This is a genomic window from Pseudomonas sp. CCI4.2 (assembly GCF_034350045.1).
In the GTDB taxonomy this organism is placed as follows: Bacteria; Pseudomonadota; Gammaproteobacteria; order Pseudomonadales; family Pseudomonadaceae; genus Aquipseudomonas.
The window spans coordinates 224,430-241,655 of record NZ_CP133781.1; the positions used below are offsets into that span (position 1 = coordinate 224,430).

Sequence of the window (17,226 nt, forward strand, 5' to 3'; positions counted from 1 at the left end):
TACGCCCATATGGCATCCAGCCAATAGGGATGAAACGTGTAGCGCTGGAAAGAGCGCTATTAAAACGCGGCCCCACTCTGAGCGTTGCGGTAACTATTGCAATTGCGCCGGGGGCACTAATAGCAATAGAGGAAGGATAAAATCCGCGGCACCGCAGGAAAAGTTTCTGACATCCAGATGACTTACGCCATCAATCCCAGCGCTTTGGCCTTGGCCACAGCTTGGGTGCGCCGCTCGACCCCCAGCTTGCTGTGAATCCGTCGCGCGTGAGTTTTCACCGTATGCAGCGAGATAAACAGCTGCTCGGCGATTTGCAGGTTAGAACTGCCTTGGGCAATTAGTTTGAGGACTTCCAGCTCGCGCAGACTCAGCGGGTTGTCGGTTGCAGCTATCAAACGCTCTTCTACCCCAAGCTCTCGCAGCATCATGGGTTGTCGCAGCCCTAACTCGCGCAGGGGCTGTTGCACATTGAACCGCCCAATAAGCAGCAATCCGTCAGTCAGGCATGCGTTAGCAGTACGTGGATCACCCTGCAGAAAAGCCACTTCAGCCATTGCCAAGTACAACTCGGTTTCGAGGCTGTGCATTCCCCGTTGATTGGCTTGGCATTGCAACGCCTGCAGCCGTTGCATGGGCTGTTCGGCCTGATGCAGGTAAACCTCGGCCAATACCAGTAAGTATTCAATCTGTGGGACCAACTCCAGCGTTGCAGGCGGTGCATGTTTTGCCGGCGCGCAATTTAAGTGATGCAGCACTCTGGTCAATGCCACTTGGACCAATCCCGGACGACCCTGCTGGAGCCAGAAATGACTGCTGACTTGCAGTAACACGCCTCGCCAAAAATACTCTGGCACATGGTTTTGTTGCATGACACGCTCAGCATCGCGTAACCAGACAAACGCCCGCGCATAGTCGCTCTGATTAGCCTCCAGTATGGCCAAGCCCAAAAAGCCGAACAGCGCCAGCTTGTCTTTACTGCGTAGGCATTGGTCCAGCCCACTCTGAAACTGCGTTCGCGCCTGCTGATCGAGCCCCTGACGCAAGGCCAGACGCCCCCGACGCAGTGCAATTCTGCCGAGCAGCGGACCCGCGACCGCGTGCTGAGCCAGCAGCAGATCATGGATTTTTTCCAGAGCCTCTTGGCTGCGTTGTAATACGCCACGCTGCTCCAGCAACTGCGCATGATCCAGTTCCAGCATGCCTTCAAACAGCAATGATCCTTCCGCGCGCGCGAGGCACAGCGCCGCACGATTATGTACCAACGCTTCATCGAACTGACCGTTGAGCAACGCTTGTTGAGTCATGCCCGACAGGCAAAGCACCCGGCATGACCACGCCTCAGGCGCGAGATAGGCACACGCGTCCTCGAAGTGCCCGACTGCACGTTTAGCGTCGCCACACAGATGGTGCAACCACCCTTGCTGCGCCTGCCACGCCGCAATGAAGTCACGTTGCAGCACCGCCGACGGCTGTGGCAGGAAACGCCCAAGATGCTCCAGACAGATTGCCGCCTGGTCGAAACGGCCGGTGTATATCAGTGCCGAACCGGTCAGCCTTATCAAATGAGGGGTGCCGCGCATCAGATCAGGGAAACGCTCGTATAAGTCCAACAGCAGCGAGATGTTTTGACCCAGCAGCAAGAAAGAAAAATCATAGTACTGCAGTAAACTGACCGCGACTTCGAACTGCTCGGCGTGAACCGCGTGTTCCACTGCTGACTGCCAATCGCCCTCGGCACTGAACCACTGACACGCCCGTCGATGCCACGAACGGCGCTCGGGCCAATCCTCATCGCGCATGCATTGGGCGAGCGGAGGAAATACCTGCAACCACTCGCTATCGTGCTCCCACGGTTCAATAAAACCGCCGATGTCCTGCAAAGCCTTGAGCCACTTTCCGCCCTCGCCTGCGCCAAACACGTGTTCACATAACCCTGGGTTGAAGCGTGGCAAGTGAGCTAATACCCGCCAGGCTTCCGCCAGTTCAGGGCTAAGCCCAGCGAATAATTCGTGGTTGAGGTATTCAAACAGTGTTCGGGAGCAACGCTGCCTACGGTGCTGCCGTTTGACACTTTCAGCCGTTATCCATTCGTCCGGGTTGAGCAACGCCACCCGAACGCCTACACACCAACCGGCACTTTCGGAGAGAATCGTGGCACCTGCGTCGACTGGCCAGACGACGCTTTCGTTGGCCAATAACTGATCGATTTCGGCGAGACTCAAGGCCAATGCAGGCCCGTCACATTCGCAAAGTTCTCCACTGAGCAGCAGCCGTGGCCAGTTGCAGACGGGACGTCGGCGCCCAGTTATCCACCAAGTAACCGTCGGACTGCTGACCGCCAACAAGCGGTCGAGGCAATGATCCAGTTCAGGTGAAGGCATGCGGCAATAATCATCCAGCACAATCCAACACGGCGTCTGCCAATGCGCCAAGTGATGCACAAGACTGATTTCGTCGCGGTATTCGAGGCCTAGGGCATTGGCGAGAAGTGAACAAAAATCGGCAGGACTTTGTGCGTATCCCGCCAACGGCAGCCAGCTTATATAACAGTCGGGAGGGGCTTGGCGGATGCATTCACCCAGCAGTGCGGTTTTGCCACTGCCCGCCGGGGCGCACAATAATTTCACCCGAGCACCGGACGCCAGTAACGGTACGCTCAATCGTCCACGCGCCATGTGCTGTGGCGACAGACGAGGCCAATAGTCCGTACGACCCAAATGAACGGTAAAGGCAGTCATGGGTGAGTCCCTGTTATTGTTCTGACTTCGCGCGCTCACACTAAGCCGTTCGCTGGCTCTAGATGTAGGAATATTCGGCGCAGTGATAATCCTCCATAAGAAAAGCCACTTACATCGCTGTAAGTGGCTTCTGATGTTGCTGAGATTATTGCGCTAGACGCTTAGCGGATGCCAGCGTTGCGCAGCGCGTTAGGCGTGAAGTCAGCCAGATGAAACTTCTGATCGAACTGGTAGCCGTGCTTCTCTTCGTTCTTCATACCCAGGGCGATGTAACGACCGGCGTTCAGGTCATACAGAGCCTCAAGCGTGTAAGCGGCAGCCTGACGTGCGTAATGGAACTCTGCGTGACCTTCTGCGACACGCCACAGAGCACCGCGACCGTCGTAGTGGTCAACCAACGCAACCTGCCAGCTGTCCTCGTCGATGTACATGTGGCGCTTGGCGTAGATATGGCGCTGGCCGGCTTTCAAGGTGCCGATAACTTCCCAAACACGGTGCAACTCATACCGTGTCAGGTCCTGGTTGATGTGCCCGGCTTTGATCACGTCGCTGTATTTGAGCGTCGGCTGATCAAGTTTGTAGCTGTTGTAAGGGATGTACATTTCTTTCTTGCCGATCAACTGCCAGTCGTAGCGATCGGGCGCACCAGAAAACATGTCGAAGTTGTCAGAGGTGCGCAGACCATCAGCAGCGGTACCCGGCCCGTCATAAGCAACCTGCGGCGCACGACGAACACGACGCTGACCGGCGTTGTAGATCCAGGCCTGACGGGGTTCTTTTACTTGATCGAGGGTTTCGTGCACCAGCAATACGTTACCTGCCAGGCGTGCAGGCTTGGTCACTTCTTGTTTGAAGTACGTAAGAATGTTGGCACTGGCTTCTTTATCGATGTCCGGAATGTCCTCAGGCGCCCCGATGTCCTCTTCAAAGGTCACTGAGTCAAACGCGCCGTTGGTTTGCGGCGTCACCTGAGTAATGGTGCGGTGTACATTGCCGCCGCGATAGCGGGTGATGTGGTTCCACAGAACTTCGTTGGCGGTTTTCGGGATGGGGAACGCGTAATAACGACTGTCGGCGAAGTTCGCCAGGCCATTACCGTCGTTGATCGTCGTCACCGTGGTAGCGCTTTTCTTCGCCAAGTCGTAGATCTTTTGTGGCAAAGCGAAAGTGCGGTGCGTCGTATAGACCGGAATCCGATACGTGTCGGGATAGCGCTGGAACATCGCCTGCTGACCATCAGACAACTTGTCTTTGTACTGGGCTACGTTGGCCGCGGTGATGATGAACAGCGGCTTCTCATTGGCGAACGGGTCGGACAGAAAGCCGTTGGCGTCGACGGTGCCGGCGTTGACTGGCAAGCCGCCGGTATAGGCGGGGATAGTCCCGGCCGCGTTACCGGCCATTTCTGCACCGACCGGGGTCAGGCTTTTGCCCAGTTTGGCGGCTTCTTCCGCCGACACTGCAGCCAGTACATTGACGGCCATCAGGCTGAGTGCCAGGACGCCACATTGGAGAATGATCTTGCGCATAGTCATGCCCTTTTCAAACTGATCAGAAGTTCACGCCAACGCTCAAGGAAGCGAAGTCACGGTCGATCAAAGTGTTGTAGTCACCACCGAAGAAATTGGTGTAGCTGAGGCTGGCGGTGTAGGTGTTGCGATAATCGGCATCAACCCCGAGGCTGACCGCTTTCGCGCCTTTGTTGAATATACCGTTCGGGCCGTAACCGTTGACGTCATGAGACCAGGACAGGTTGGGCTTGAGGTTAACGCCGGCAAATACGTTGGCGTAGTCAAGAATTGCCCGGGCGCGGTAGCCCCATGAAGTCGTCGTCACAAAGCCTTTGGTATCGCCGCCGAAACCATAAGCGCCATAGACCGAGTCGCGACCGTAACGGAGTCTATCTTGGGACTCAAGACCGCCGACGCGCACAGCCGCTGCTTCGCCGACCACGGTCAGACGTTGAGCGCCTAACACTTGATCGAAAAAGTGCGTCAGCGTCGATTGAACCTGGGTGATTTCCTTACGGCGATAGCCTTGGTTGTCGGCACCCGGTGAGGTGGCAATTGGCGAGGCCCTGCCCCCAGCAATCGGATTCAGCAGGGCCAAGGTCAAGTCGGTGGTGTTGAGTTGTACCGGAGCATTAGGTCGGTAGCTGATCTCGCCACTCCAAGCGGTGCCTTCGGGCAAGGTGGTGGCAAAACTGGCACCGAACAAACGCACGTTTTCCGGGTACTCAAGGTAGTACTGACCGTTGCCGAGCATGGTGCTCTGCGCCAAACCAGCAGCAGCTGCAGCGCTACCCGTGGCTCGACCAGCGGCGGCGGCAATGCCGGGGATCGCTTGAAGTGTTGCCAGGCTAGCCGTTTTGGTACTCAAGACCGGTATGCGGCTGTGCAGGTTTTCGAAGTACAGCCCGTACTCGGTATCATCACCCAGCCAGCGTAAGGCTCCGCCGAACTGCCCACTGTTACTTGGATCGCGGCTGGTGCCCCGAGGGACTATTACGCCTTCCTGAGTAGTTTGGAAGCCATGGCCGAACGCAGCAGCAATCGGTTGCAACGGCGCAATAGCCGGGCTGCCGACGGTATAGTTGTTGTTACAACCTTCTGCGACAACATCGTTACCGAAGAACGTGCCGCAGTTATCTACGACCGTCTCCTCCCAGCGCACTTGATAGAAACCTTCAACACTGAGCTTGTCGGTTATCCCTTGAGAGGCGAACAACATCGGTACCGGAATCAAGCCCTCTTTAAGCTCGGCGCCAGGACGGCGGAACGCAGACACGTCGATGGGGTTGATTGAGTTGATAGAGTTGCCAATAAACGTGCTTTCACCCCAGCTGACCACCTGATTACCCGCACGAACAGTGCCCGGCAAATCAGCGATGGTGTAGTTGTGGTAGACGAAGGCGTCGAGCAGTTCATAGCCCGAGGACCTGGCGGCCTCCTTACGCCCGTTATTACTGACTTGCTTGAAGTCCTGGTTGTTATCTTCGAGCGCGAAGTCATACCAGTACTTACCGCGGATGAACACACCGCTGTCGCCCCACTTCAGTTGCAGGTCGTGTACACCTTTAAAGATCTCCGAGAAGGCATCGCCTTTCTGGAAGTTCAGGCGATTGTCATCGCCGGTCGCCGCCTGACCTTTGCCGCCATTCACCGTGCTGACCAAACCTGGGTCAGCGTTACGCAGCGCGAAACTGGCGCCCAGAGACAGCGAGGAATCGAATTGCCCTTCGATTTCGCCAATGTTGAATGAAACGGCCTGCGCCTGTGCTGTACAGCCCAATGCGACGGCAATCGCCAGCGCCTTTGGCTTGAAGATGGCGCGCATTATTGTTGTTGTCATGCGTCTTCCCCGGTTGATTGCAGAGGAAGATACCCTACCCAGCGCCATCAAGAGCGATAAGCGCACAAAGGAGGTATTTACGCTGTACCTCGAAAGAGTGAATCCCCCATCTGGCCCGGGTTTGAGCGGCATCATCGACGCCATGGATGATCGATGATGACGGGGATGGATTGAACTTCTGCAGGCCGTCCGGCCGCTGTCGGGTGCGCAGCTGAGCGACCCCACGAAAACGTTGGTTGTTGCCTGATGTGCAATAGTCATTGTCGCAAACCGCTCTGTTTCATAAACCGAAATGTCCTTATTCTTGCCGGGCTTCCACAGCAGTTGGCCAGAATCATTAAAAGCCGCCAATTATGCCTTACCGCTCCAACCGATTATTGCACCACGTAGACCGTTGCCACTCGATTGTCTACGCGCTATTTGCTCCCCTGGTTGACCGACGTTGATTTTAGAGCTCCTGGATCCGCGTCTTATTTGGCCGCTGTTAATACAGCGGCTTTTTTTTGCGTGCGATTTTGTCCCCAGCGCATAGCCCAAAGCGCCAAATGCCGACCCGATTCCAAAATATCTCTCGCAGAGTAAAAAGAAGATTCCTACAGCGAATTTACCGAAGGATTACGCTCGGACTTTTCTTACGCAGTTCTCGGGTGCAGGACTACAAACAAGTGTGATTAACCTGTTGATGCCAAGTCGGAATTCAACAAGCGTTGAGCCGAAATAGGACAAGGCGTATGCCTTGACACTTTGATACATCACAGGAGCTTCATCATGAATAAGAAAATAAGTGCACTGGTGCTGGCGTTTGGGTTGGTACAAATGAGCGGTCATGTGGCGGCTGAGCCGATGCAAAGCTGGCTGACGCCGTTGAATAAAATGTGTTTTAGTCATAACGGCAATATTTACCGAGGTGTAGCGGCTCCGGGGGAGTTAAAAATAATTTATGGCCCGTATACGGCTAAATGCGCGAATACTTATCATAAGTTCCGGCTGGGATTGGTGCTTGTGAATGTCCAGCAGTTGAAAAATGGAGTATGGGTGGACCGAGCTACAAAAGACATCAGCCCCGCTGCGCAATATGGGTCGGGAACCTTTCGAGTCGTCATCGACAATACTAAAAATCAAACACCCATACCTTACAGCGGCGGAACATTTTCTGTTCCGCTTTAACACCCGATTGTAAATCATGATAGGTGGGTCGTTGCCGCTTAGGTCACGACCCATGCCAATGATCCGTTTGACCTTATGCATGAATATCAATCAGCGATTTATCACTGTCCATCTGCGCCCGTTCCTGCAACGCTCGCAACACCGAAATAGCAGTCATCAAGCTTGACTGAACATCTTTTACGTCGTCGTACCCTTCTGCTATCTTCTGCTTATAAAATGCAAGGCAGAGATCAAAGTGAGCTATTATATTAGTCGGTCGATCTTTATTTATCTCATTACCTAAACTGTTGTGCTCCGTATTGATAGCGTCTAGAAAACCCAAGCTTGAACCGTCCACTAGCCCTTTATCATACAGCTGCTGACAAAGGACACGCATTTTTAAATTACTTGTACTTCGCGGATCAAACGTCGATAAATCAATATCAAAATCGGCTAGTTTCTCTTCGTTAGAGATACTTTCATCTGCCCAATATTGCCTGATTTTTTGCTCAACATCTTTCTCTAGCGACGGCAAATCCGAAGTCCCTCTAAATTTCCTATCGGGAAAACAAACGTAACTGTCCAGGCGCTTACTTACCAGATCAAAATTACTTATCATAAAAACCTCCACACACGACGTCATTGTTCTCGTCTTATCGGAGACAGCCTAAAAAACTTGAACGAAATCGATCTATAAATGGAAATCAAGAATAGTCCTACATGCCCCATCAATAAACTCCCTACAAAATACCTCGCTAATATGACCGAACCTATCCATCTCCTCGTTGCTTTTGATATAAATCCCTATAGGCTTTTTAACCGTCAACGCTTTAGCCAAAGCGCTAAATACTGACTCTATTCAAGCCATTTCCTGCAGCATAAAAGAAGATTCCCACAGCGAATTTATCGAGTGGCTACGCCCGGACTTTTCTTACGCAATTCTCGGGCACAGGACTACAAACATGTGTAATTAAACTGTTGATGCCAAGTCGGAATTCAACAAGCGTTGAGCCGAAATGGGACAAGGCGTGTGCCTTGACACTTTGATAGACCACAGGAGCTTCATTATGAATAAGAAAATAAGTGTACTGGTGTTGGCGTTTGGGTTGGCGCAAATGAGCGGTCATGTGGCGGCTGAGCCGATGCAGAGCTGGCTGACGCCGTTGGATAAGATATGCTTTGTCAATAACGGCAGGGTCTATCCAGGGGTGGCGGCACCGGGTGAGAAGAAAGTTATCTATGGGCCCTACACGGCGAAATGCGCCACGACTTATCACAAGTTTCGGCTTGGGTTATCGTTTGTGGACGTAGAACAACTGATCGGCGGTGCATGGAGCGTCGTCGAGAGAAGAGCCTTTAATCCAGCCAAACAGTATGGTTCTGGGACGTTTCGAATTGTACTAAATAATGAACGCAGTCAAACATCCACTTCCTATAAAGGTGGGACATTTTCCGTCCCACTTTAACATCCTGACTGAAGTCACAAATATGTGGGCCGCTGCTGGTATGCAGCGGCCCACTGCCAACAGCGTATAGAAGCCCATCAATGGCAATGCTACCAGATCAAAGCAACCTCACCTATTGAATAAGATAATAGCCGCACAAGTGTTAAGCGTGCGTATCAATTAGTGTCTTATCCCGAGTTATCTGCGCGCGATCTTGCAACGCCAGCAAAACCAAAAGAGCAGTACTCAAGCTTCTCTGCACGTTTTTCAGATTGGTATTCCCAGCTGATATTTCCGTCTTGTAAAACTCCAGACTTCTGTTAAAAGACGCAAACAGATCTTTTTTCCTGCCTTTATTTATTTCATTACCCTGACTGTTAAACTCAACGTCAAACCCCCCTAGCCAGCTGGCAGTACCCGCATCAATTATCCCGCGATCACAAAGCTTCCACGCAATAGCGCGCATTTCTATATTACTGGTATTTTCCGGATCAAAATTGGACAGATCATATTCAAACCCAGCCAACCTTTCCTCGTTAGAGATGGATTTATCAGCCCAGTATTGCCCAACCTTCTGCTCGATATCTTTTTCTTCGGGAGGCAAATCCGTTTCGACTCTAAAATTTTTATCGGGCATTACTGTATAGCTTTCCAACCGTGCTTTCACAAGGTCATAGTTATCCATCATAAAAAACCTCCACACTCGACGTCACTGTTCCCGTCTTATCGGAGGCCATTTTAAAAACTTTAACGAAAACCACCTCTACTGCAAAGTTTCAGAACCGCCCTACACACTTGCAAATAAACTTCCTACAACAAAACAACTCAGCCGATCAAATGATCGGCTGAGTTAACAACACAACACGCACTAACACGTCAAACTGAATACTTTTGCAAGTTCGCCATCATCTCTTTCAATGCTTCGATCGTGTCTTTGGGATGTGAAGCGCCTTCAAAGTCTCCGATTCTTTCCCAGTTGGCCGCAACGTCTTCCGGACTGAACCCGTCGCGCGGGTCAAATCCGGCGCCCACACTGCGCTCCCAACGGGTTTTGCCGATCCAGCCGCCGCCTACTTCAAACAGGCCAGAGGTTTCTTCGCACTGTTCGCTTCCGAGGAATACAACTAGTGGGCTGATCAGCTCTGGCTTGAGCATGTCGAACACGGCGGCAGGGATGAGGCCTTCGGTCATGCGTGTGCCACCGGTTGGGGCAATGGCGTTAACCAGGATGTTGTTCTTGCGCCCTTCTAACGCCAAGGTACGGGTCAAGCCATACAGACCAAGTTTGGCCATGCCATAGTTGGATTGGCCAAAGTTGCCGTAGATACCGGAGGTTGAAGCGGTAAAAATAACGCGGCCATAGTTCTGCTCGCGCATGTGCGGCCAGGCAGCGTGGGTTACTTTGTAGGCGCCTTCAACGTGGACGCGATACACCAAGTCCCAATCAGCGTCGTCCATCTTTGCGAAGGTTTTGTCGCGCAGGATGCCCGCGTTGTTAACGACTACGTCGATACGGCCGAACGCGTCCAAGGCGTTCTGGACGATTTTGTCGCCGTCAGTCACGGAGTCGTGGTTGGCGATGGCCGTGCCGCCCGCTTCGCGAATCTCAGCTACCACCCGGTCCGCCGCCGACGCATTCGCGCCTTCGCCATGAGCCGAGCCGCCAAGGTCGTTGACCACTACGCGAGCGCCATGCTTAGCAAACAGCAGGGCATGGGCACGCCCTAAACCGCCGCCCGCGCCCGTGACGATGACAACTTTCTCTTCAAAACGCACAGGCTCACTCATGAACAACTCCAGCGGAAGGTAGGCTATGGCATCAGTGTCAATCACCCGACGCCGAGTCACAATCAACACGGTTCGTGCTGAATACTGACTAATAAGGCCAGCAGATGTGTGCGTCTATCTGCCCTAAACCGTTTATTGCCAGACGAATAACGGCGGGAGCGAATTGACTCGCGAATATGGATTATCAGGCACAGAGGATGGTAAATGTGCTGAGACCTTCGCGAATGAATTCGCTCCCACCGGGATTTAAGCGCTGTTCTATGCAGCGCTATTCCTTGTAACTCGGGTCAAGCTTATCGACCTTGCGCAACAACGCCGGCCACGCCAACGCACCGCCCATACCCTGCGCACTTTTAGTGACCCCGGCCATCATCGCTCTGGCACCGGCCAGAATCTGCCCGTGGATGGGAATCAGCTCGGCGCCGCCGTTCTGCGCCAGTACCTGAATGTCGCAGGCACGCTGGAAGGTGAACATCATCAAGAAGGCGTCGGCGATGCTACCGGCACAGGTCAATAACCCGTGGTTATTCAGCATCAGGAAGTTGTTCTCACCCAGGTCGGCTTGCAGGCGCGCTTTCTCCTCATGATTGAGGGCGACGCCTTCATACGGGTGATACGCCAGGCTGGAGAGGATGAAGATTGATTGCTGGCTGATGGGCAAAACACCCTGCTTCTGCGCAGACACTGCAACCCCAGCCGCGGTGTGTGTATGAATGACACACGCTACATCGTGCCGAACTTCGTGGATAGCACTGTGGATGGTGTAACCAGCGGGATTGATCTCGTAAGGACTGTCCATCAATTTGTTACCAGCCTGATCGACTTTGACCAGGCTCGATGCCGTGATCTCGTGAAACATCAGACCGTAAGGGTTGATCAGGAAGTCTTCGGTGCCCGGAACCTTGGCGGAAATGTGGGTGAAGATAAGATCGTCCCAACCGTGCATCGCAACCAGCCGATAGCACGCGGCCAAATCAACCCTGGCCTGCCATTCAGTGGCACTGACTTGATCCTGGACATTTCGGGTGGGCAAAACTTGAGCGACATTCACGGCGTTCACCTCGGCACTATTATTATGTTGGCTTTGTGGATGGTGTGCCGATCAGTCTAGTTCAGAGCCGAGGATCCCCGTAGTTGCATTGGCAGCCAGCTTACTGGCCGAGCGAGTCATCTCAGAGTAAAGCGGACAATAACGGTGCCGCAAACAAGTTGAGCAACCCGGTCAGCACCATCACCAAACCGGCCACCGACCCTTCCTCACCGCCGACCTCGTGTGCCCGGCTGACCCCCGCGCCGTGTGCGCCCACACCAAATAAAGCGCCTCGGGCCAACGCGCTGCGCAACGGCAGCCATTTAAGCAGCACGCCACCCAGCAGTGCCCCAAAAATCCCGGTGAACATCACGAATACCGCCGTGAGTTCCGGCACGCCACCCAAGTCATGAGCCAAGGGCATTGCGAACGGTGTGGTGATCGAGCGCGGCACCAACGACAGGGTGATTGAAGTGTCCAGTGACAGCGCCTTGGCCAGCCAGAATGAACTGCCCATCGAGACCGCGCTGCCAGCCACCATCCCCAGTAATAACGCCGACCAATGCCGCATCAACACGTGCCGCTGTTGCCAGATCGGCACGGCGAAAGCCACGGTTACCGGCCCTAATACCAGCATCAGCCAATGGGTGTTGGTCGAATAATCGGCATACGCGGTGTGCAACGGCACTGCTACCGAGAACACTAACGCCGGAGCGAGAATGAGCGGTGACAGCAAGTAACGCCCCGTGCGTTGATAAACCCAGCGGCTGAAGGCATAAGCAGCAATCGTCAGTGCCAGCCAGAACATCGGCATGGGCTCAAGCCTCATGACGCATCCTCCAGCGACACATCGCCTCGACCGTAAAGGCCGTCACCAGCATCACCAATAAGGTGCTGACACCGATTACCAGCATGATGCGCCAGCCTTGGTTGCGCATCAGCGCACCGTAGTCGAGCAAGCTCATCAGTGCGGGGATAAAAAACAACAACATTTCGGCCAGCAGCAACCCCGCGCCCAATTGCAAAGCGGCGGGCTTGATCCAGCCAAAAGCGAACGCCAGTAACAGCATGGCCATGCCAATGACGCCGCCAGGAATGGGCCAATGCCACCACGCCGCCAATTGACAGCCGAACAAATGGATCGCGAGCAGCACGCCCAGCTCAGAAAATAGACGGCCAAGATGCTGCAAGGTTAAGCGTTTCATACGTGTCTGCCCCTCTCTGACAAGGGTATTTTAAGGACGGCGCTGTCATCCCAAAAGCGAATTGTTAGACTAGCATCCATTCCAAACTGGAATTTTAAGAGTGAAAGGTACGCCTCATGGAATTCAAACAGTTGCGCAGTTTTGTGGAAGTGATGCGTCAGGGTGGTTTTACGCAAGCGGCGAAGACACTGCACGTGAGCCAGTCAGCGGTGAGCAAGCAGGTGGCACAACTGGAGCAAAGCCTCGGCGTGCCGCTGCTGGATCGACTGGGGTCGCAAATCCGACTGACCGCCGCTGGAAGCGTGGTCCTGCAACGCGCGGAGGAAATGCTGCTACTGCGAAACGAATTGCTCAGCGAGCTGGACGACCTGAGCCAACTGGTGCGGGGTGAGTTGCGTCTGGGATTGCCGCTGCTGGGAAGCGACGCACTGTTCGCCCGGTTATTTGCGGAATATCGGCGGCGCTACCCCAATATTTCGATTCAACTGCTGGAAGGTGGCAGCCTCAGCATCGAGCAAGCGGTTTTGAACGGCGAGCTGGAACTGGGGGGAAGTTTGACGCCGAGCAATCCGGGGTTTGCTTATCAGCCTTTTTGCAATGAGCCACTGGACGCCCTGCTGGCCGCCGATCACCCATTGGCCGGGGCGGATCAGGTTCAATTGGCGCAACTGGCCGACACGCCCTTTCTGCTTTATCAGCGCAGCTTCATGCTCAATGATCGATTGATACAAGCGTGCCAGCAATCCGGCTTCACCCCAAAAGAAGGCGGTCGCAGTGGTCAGGCGGATTTTCTGGCGGCGCTGGTGGCTGCTGGCCAAGGGGTGGTGTTATTGCCCAGCATCGTGGCTCGCGCATTGGTGCGACCTGGCGTCGTACGTGTCGCGTTGATTGCCCCGGCTTACCTGCGCTGGGACATAGCCTTCATCTGGCGCCAGGGCGCGTACTTATCAAAAGCCGCGCAAGCCTGGCTGTCCTTACTGCGTGAACAGCCGAATCAAGCCTCGAGCTGAGCTATGAACGCTGCCAGCCAAGGTTCTGCATCCGCTTCGGGGTTGACTGTTTCGCTGGCGTCAAGGCGCAGCATGGGCTGTATTTCACGAATACCCAACTCACCGAACAGTTCGCGGACCTGCTCCCCCCCACCACAGTACGTATCGCCATAGCTGGCGTCGCCCAAGGCAATCACGCCGCCAGGCAAACCGCGCCAGGCCGCAGGCAACACGTCGCGAATCTGTGAATACAGCGCCAGAAAGTTATCCGGTAACTCCCCCAGACCAGTGGTCGAAGTCACCACTAAAAAGGCTTCAGGCGCATAAGTCTGCAATTCGGCAAGCGTGGCGCGAGGGTTGTGCCAGACTGGGTGACCAGCACCGCGAAGGATGCTCTCCGCGTGCCGGGCAACCTCTTCAGCTGAGCCATAGACCGATCCGGAAAGGATAACGACTTTCATACACTGATCCTGTAACACGGTAAAAAGGACGGCATTATGCCCCAACCGGGCACGATGTTTTAGAATGCGGACCTAGCAATCATGTCGGAAGTTTTCAATGATCAATGCAAAGCTACTGCAACTGGTAATCAATGCGTCGAACGACGGCATTGTGGTCGCTGAGCAAGAAGGCGATGACAACATTCTTATCTATGCAAATAAAGCGTTTGAGGCCCTTACCGGCTATCAAGTAGACGACATTCTGTATCGTGACTGCCGCTTTCTGCAGTCAGGTGACCGGGATCAACCTGGGTTAGAACTGATCCGCCAAGCCATCGCCGCAGGGTCGCCCTGCCGAACAGTGCTGCGCAATTACCGTAAAGACGGCACCGCTTTCTGGAACGAATTATCCATTACGCCCGTGTTCAATGCTGCGGATCAACTGACCTATTTCATCGGTATCCAGAAAAATGTCACTGAGCAGGTCGAGGCTCAGCTACGGGTTGTCGAACTGGAAGCCGAGCTGGCATTGGCACGAGCAGAAATCATAGTGCTTAAATCGATAAGCGGTCCTAACTAACAGCTGAACGAGTTGTCTGTTTCTCATTAATCGCACACTAGAGCTTCAACATGCAGCGCGATACCTTGCTGACCCAAGACGAGCTGGAATTCATTCAAAACATGCAGCACAACCCGAAACTGAACGTGCGTGATACGTCGCGTAGCCTGTTGGTCAATGGTGGTGTGCAGATTCATGAATTGTTGACGCGTCTGGCCGCCCACGAGCAGGTAACCCTCCAAGCACAGTTCGAAAATCAGCAAATGACCTTCCCGCTGCACTTGGTGGAAGATGAATTCCACGCCATGCACTTGCAGTTGGGCGCGCCCAGCATCTATGAAGAAAAAGACTCAATGAGCCGCCCATGGCGCTTGAGCTTGCCTGAGCCGCTGCCATTGAGAACCGAGAAAGGCTCACAGTCGGCGATGTGGGTTCACGAGATTTCGTTCAAGGGCGTGCTGGTGGAACACCGCAAGGCGACTAAACCCCCACACTACTTTTCGCTGTGGTTTTGTCCGGCAGGACATGCACCCATCGCTTTGCGCGGCACGTTCGAACGGCTCACAGACCAGGGACTGGCGGCTTACCGTCTGAGTCAACGAAACAAAGAAGGCACCGAGTTGCTGCGTCAGTACATCCTGCAGCAGCATCAATTGGTTCATCCCGCACCGCTTGAGTGACCTCGGCTTGCGGCTTAGACGGACAGTCAAGCCAACCGGCTACGAGTCCAGATGCCCTGCCAAAAATTGCTGTAACCGTCGCTGCATCACAAGCCCGTCACTTCCAAGACACGCAATGGGCGAACCTACCAAACTGTCTTGCGCCAGATCCGATGCCTCGCCAGCCAACAACACCGGGCAATCCAGCATTAACGCCAAGCGCTGCAAGCGTCGAGGCAGATCAGCGGTGGGTGGGTGGTTGGAATACAGCACCAAGACCTGCGGCTGAGTTTTTTCGCATACCAGGCTTAACTCTTCCAGCGGCTGACCCAAGGCCAATACGCTAATTGAGGTACCGGTCGTTCCCAACAACAGACCCGCCACCCACAACTCCAGCTCCCGGCATTCTCCAGGTAGGGCGGCCAGCAACACGGCTGTTTCTCCGGTACCGCGGGACATCTGCAGACGTTGCAGGGTTCGTCCCCGCAGAAACGCATCAAGAAATAGCCATTCACTCGCTTGGCCAAACTGGTCCTGATGCAACAAGAACTCTTGCCACACGGGCATGAAAATAGCTTGGAACACCACGATCATCGGATACGTCGAGAATATTTGACCGTATAACTGCTCCAGACGGCGCTCGTCGAACGCTCGCGTCGCACGGCGCACCTGTGATTGCCATTCAGCCCACTCCTTGAGTGACCCATCTTCCCGGACAGCACCGGGCACGCCTATGACGACGCTGGCTTTGGCGAGGATTTTACCGACCTTACTGACCGCTACGCCGCGCTCGATCCAGCCAAGAATGCTGCGAACTTCTTCAATATCAGCTTGGGAATAGAGGCGATGGCCGCTGTCGGTACGGGTAGGCTGAATAAGCCCGTACCGCCGTTCCCATGCGCGCAAGGTGACGGGATTGATCCCGGTCATGCGCGACACTTCGCGGATAGGAAATAATTCTTCTTGCTTCAAGCCGTCTAGCTGCAGGCCGCCATCTAGAGCGGGGCCGTTAACAGAATCAGTCATGGCAGGCATCAATTGAAAACAATCGAGCATTGTACTCACAACGCTGCCGCTCACAAACAGTCCTGCGGCGACAAGCCTGTGGCTTTATTTCCGATTTAAGGAATAATCCTTGCTTGTCATTTGAATGCAGCCCACCACCCCGGTGCTGCGTTATGCGCGCTCCCTACCCGGGAGTTTCGCCCCGTCTTACGGAGATACACAATGTCTACCTCCCCTGTAACCCTTATGGTTGCTCGCCGTGTCGCCCATGGCCGCTATGAGGAACTGATTGCCTGGTTACGTGAAGGCGAACAATTGGCCACTGATTTTCCCGGCTATCTGGGCTCTGGCGTCCTCGCCCCGCCCCCGGATGGGGACGAATTCCAGATCATCTTCCGATTTTCCAACCGGGACACCATGCACGCCTGGGAGCACTCTGCATCCCGAAGCACGTGGTTGGTGCGTGGCAGCGGCCTGTTTGCTCAACCTTCCGAGCATCGAGTCAGTGGTATCGAAGGCTGGTTTGGTGGCGCGGGTCAGCGCCCACCACCACGCTGGAAACAGGCGGTGGCCATCTGGCTGGCGTTCTTCCCGGTTTCTTTAGTGTTCAACTTCGTACTCGGCCCGCTGCTGGGTGAATTGAATCTTCTGGCGCGGGTGCTGGTTAGCACGCTGGCCCTCACGCCGCTCATGGTGTTCCTGTTTATTCCGTTGTCGACGCACTTACTCGCGCGCTGGCTGCACAGTGCGCCTCATGCACCTATCCGCACGTCTGAAACCGCGCCCGGCCGCTAGATAGTCCACCACGGAATGCCCGGCGCCTCGCCGCACGGGTTGTTCGGTCATAGGCATTGGTATAACTTTGCTCCAG

Annotated in this window: 17 protein-coding genes; 6 read left to right on the plus strand and 11 right to left on the minus strand. The window is 54.4% G+C overall.

The genetic code is table 11. The annotated features are described in order from the left end of the window. Window positions 1-182: 182 nt before the first annotated feature. From RHM65_RS00990 to RHM65_RS01000, 3 genes are all read right to left on the minus strand, one after another. Window positions 183-2,738 (minus strand): helix-turn-helix transcriptional regulator, encoded by a 2,556-nt coding sequence (locus tag RHM65_RS00990; protein ID WP_322167800.1) that lies wholly within the window; start codon window positions 2,736-2,738, stop codon window positions 183-185. A gap of 161 nt (window positions 2,739-2,899) precedes the next feature. Continuing rightward, on the minus strand, window positions 2,900-4,267 hold the full coding sequence (locus RHM65_RS00995; protein WP_322170753.1) for a DUF1329 domain-containing protein: 1,368 nt from the start codon (window positions 4,265-4,267) through the stop codon (window positions 2,900-2,902). A gap of 22 nt (window positions 4,268-4,289) precedes the next feature. Then, a complete protein-coding gene (locus RHM65_RS01000) occupies window positions 4,290-6,089 on the minus strand; it encodes a DUF1302 domain-containing protein (RefSeq protein ID WP_322167799.1) in 1,800 nt (599 codons plus the stop codon). A gap of 768 nt (window positions 6,090-6,857) precedes the next feature. Between RHM65_RS01000 and RHM65_RS01005 the strand changes: the two genes are divergently transcribed. Next, a complete protein-coding gene (locus RHM65_RS01005; protein WP_322167798.1) occupies window positions 6,858-7,256 on the plus strand; it encodes a hypothetical protein in 399 nt (132 codons plus the stop codon). 73 nt (window positions 7,257-7,329) lie between these two features. Here the strand turns inward: RHM65_RS01005 and RHM65_RS01010 are convergent, their stop codons facing one another. Beyond that, window positions 7,330-7,854 carry a hypothetical protein gene (locus RHM65_RS01010; RefSeq protein ID WP_322167797.1) on the minus strand — a complete coding sequence of 175 codons (525 nt, stop codon included), beginning with the start codon at window positions 7,852-7,854 and terminating at the stop codon, window positions 7,330-7,332. A 448-nt stretch (window positions 7,855-8,302) separates the two neighbouring features. Here RHM65_RS01010 and RHM65_RS01015 point away from each other — a divergent pair, with 448 nt between their 5' ends. Continuing rightward, a complete protein-coding gene (locus RHM65_RS01015; RefSeq protein WP_322167796.1) occupies window positions 8,303-8,701 on the plus strand; it encodes a hypothetical protein in 399 nt (132 codons plus the stop codon). Window positions 8,702-8,843: 142 nt separating this feature from the next. Here RHM65_RS01015 and RHM65_RS01020 read toward each other — a convergent pair whose 3' ends face one another. The 5 genes from RHM65_RS01020 to RHM65_RS01040 form a co-directional block, all read right to left on the minus strand. Next, window positions 8,844-9,368 (minus strand): hypothetical protein, encoded by a 525-nt coding sequence (locus RHM65_RS01020; protein WP_322167795.1) that lies wholly within the window; start codon window positions 9,366-9,368, stop codon window positions 8,844-8,846. 188 nt (window positions 9,369-9,556) lie between these two features. After that, a complete protein-coding gene (locus tag RHM65_RS01025; RefSeq protein WP_322184163.1) occupies window positions 9,557-10,468 on the minus strand; it encodes an SDR family oxidoreductase in 912 nt (303 codons plus the stop codon). 268 nt (window positions 10,469-10,736) lie between these two features. Further along, window positions 10,737-11,519 (minus strand): class II aldolase/adducin family protein, encoded by a 783-nt coding sequence (locus RHM65_RS01030; protein WP_322167793.1) that lies wholly within the window; start codon window positions 11,517-11,519, stop codon window positions 10,737-10,739. Between the two features lie 121 nt (window positions 11,520-11,640). Continuing rightward, the gene (locus RHM65_RS01035) at window positions 11,641-12,327 is read right to left on the minus strand and encodes an LrgB family protein (protein WP_322167792.1); all 687 of its coding nucleotides are present in this window, start codon (window positions 12,325-12,327) and stop codon (window positions 11,641-11,643) included. After that, on the minus strand, window positions 12,317-12,703 hold the full coding sequence (locus RHM65_RS01040) for a CidA/LrgA family protein (RefSeq protein WP_322167791.1): 387 nt from the start codon (window positions 12,701-12,703) through the stop codon (window positions 12,317-12,319). The genes RHM65_RS01035 and RHM65_RS01040 overlap by 11 nt, the downstream gene beginning before the upstream one ends. 116 nt (window positions 12,704-12,819) lie before the next feature. On the opposite strand from RHM65_RS01040, the gene RHM65_RS01045 reads away from it, so the two are divergent. Then, complete coding sequence (locus tag RHM65_RS01045) at window positions 12,820-13,713, plus strand: LysR family transcriptional regulator (RefSeq protein WP_322167790.1); 894 nt, start codon at window positions 12,820-12,822, stop codon at window positions 13,711-13,713. On the opposite strand, the gene RHM65_RS01050 is transcribed toward RHM65_RS01045, so the two are convergent. Further along, entirely contained in the window at window positions 13,698-14,153 is a 456-nt protein-coding gene (locus RHM65_RS01050) for a flavodoxin (protein ID WP_322167789.1), read from the minus strand. The two genes, RHM65_RS01045 and RHM65_RS01050, sit on opposite strands and share 16 nt — an antisense overlap. A 97-nt stretch (window positions 14,154-14,250) precedes the next feature. Here RHM65_RS01050 and RHM65_RS01055 point away from each other — a divergent pair, with 97 nt between their 5' ends. Next, window positions 14,251-14,712 carry a PAS domain-containing protein gene (locus tag RHM65_RS01055; protein ID WP_322167788.1) on the plus strand — a complete coding sequence of 154 codons (462 nt, stop codon included), beginning with the start codon at window positions 14,251-14,253 and terminating at the stop codon, window positions 14,710-14,712. Between the two features lie 50 nt (window positions 14,713-14,762). Next, on the plus strand, window positions 14,763-15,371 hold the full coding sequence (locus RHM65_RS01060; RefSeq protein WP_322167787.1) for a hypothetical protein: 609 nt from the start codon (window positions 14,763-14,765) through the stop codon (window positions 15,369-15,371). Window positions 15,372-15,410: 39 nt separating this feature from the next. Here the strand turns inward: RHM65_RS01060 and RHM65_RS01065 are convergent, their stop codons facing one another. Next, the gene (locus RHM65_RS01065; RefSeq protein ID WP_322184165.1) at window positions 15,411-16,376 is read right to left on the minus strand and encodes a MerR family transcriptional regulator; all 966 of its coding nucleotides are present in this window, start codon (window positions 16,374-16,376) and stop codon (window positions 15,411-15,413) included. A 201-nt stretch (window positions 16,377-16,577) separates the two neighbouring features. On the opposite strand from RHM65_RS01065, the gene RHM65_RS01070 reads away from it, so the two are divergent. Further along, window positions 16,578-17,150, plus strand: a complete 573-nt coding sequence (locus RHM65_RS01070) for an antibiotic biosynthesis monooxygenase (protein WP_322167785.1) — start codon at window positions 16,578-16,580, stop codon at window positions 17,148-17,150. Window positions 17,151-17,226 lie beyond the last annotated feature (76 nt).

What these genes read in the sequence shown, in the direction of transcription:
- RHM65_RS00995 (WP_322170753.1), bottom strand. Translation starts at nt 4,267, where the DNA reads ATGCGCAAGATCATTCTCCAATGTGGCGTCCTGGCACTCAGCCTGATG.
- RHM65_RS01000 (WP_322167799.1), bottom strand. Translation starts at nt 6,089, where the DNA reads ATGACAACAACAATAATGCGCGCCATCTTCAAGCCAAAGGCGCTGGCG.
- RHM65_RS01025 (WP_322184163.1), bottom strand. Translation starts at nt 10,468, where the DNA reads ATGAGTGAGCCTGTGCGTTTTGAAGAGAAAGTTGTCATCGTCACGGGC.
- RHM65_RS01050 (WP_322167789.1), bottom strand. Translation starts at nt 14,153, where the DNA reads ATGAAAGTCGTTATCCTTTCCGGATCGGTCTATGGCTCAGCTGAAGAG.
- RHM65_RS01045 (WP_322167790.1), top strand. Translation starts at nt 12,820, where the DNA reads ATGGAATTCAAACAGTTGCGCAGTTTTGTGGAAGTGATGCGTCAGGGT.
- RHM65_RS01070 (WP_322167785.1), top strand. Translation starts at nt 16,578, where the DNA reads ATGTCTACCTCCCCTGTAACCCTTATGGTTGCTCGCCGTGTCGCCCAT.
- RHM65_RS01055 (WP_322167788.1), top strand. Translation starts at nt 14,251, where the DNA reads ATGATCAATGCAAAGCTACTGCAACTGGTAATCAATGCGTCGAACGAC.
- RHM65_RS01005 (WP_322167798.1), top strand. Translation starts at nt 6,858, where the DNA reads ATGAATAAGAAAATAAGTGCACTGGTGCTGGCGTTTGGGTTGGTACAA.
- RHM65_RS01015 (WP_322167796.1), top strand. Translation starts at nt 8,303, where the DNA reads ATGAATAAGAAAATAAGTGTACTGGTGTTGGCGTTTGGGTTGGCGCAA.
- RHM65_RS01065 (WP_322184165.1), bottom strand. Translation starts at nt 16,376, where the DNA reads ATGACTGATTCTGTTAACGGCCCCGCTCTAGATGGCGGCCTGCAGCTA.
- RHM65_RS00990 (WP_322167800.1), bottom strand. Translation starts at nt 2,738, where the DNA reads ATGACTGCCTTTACCGTTCATTTGGGTCGTACGGACTATTGGCCTCGT.
- RHM65_RS01010 (WP_322167797.1), bottom strand. Translation starts at nt 7,854, where the DNA reads ATGATAAGTAATTTTGATCTGGTAAGTAAGCGCCTGGACAGTTACGTT.
- RHM65_RS01040 (WP_322167791.1), bottom strand. Translation starts at nt 12,703, where the DNA reads ATGAAACGCTTAACCTTGCAGCATCTTGGCCGTCTATTTTCTGAGCTG.
- RHM65_RS01020 (WP_322167795.1), bottom strand. Translation starts at nt 9,368, where the DNA reads ATGATGGATAACTATGACCTTGTGAAAGCACGGTTGGAAAGCTATACA.
- RHM65_RS01060 (WP_322167787.1), top strand. Translation starts at nt 14,763, where the DNA reads ATGCAGCGCGATACCTTGCTGACCCAAGACGAGCTGGAATTCATTCAA.
- RHM65_RS01035 (WP_322167792.1), bottom strand. Translation starts at nt 12,327, where the DNA reads ATGAGGCTTGAGCCCATGCCGATGTTCTGGCTGGCACTGACGATTGCT.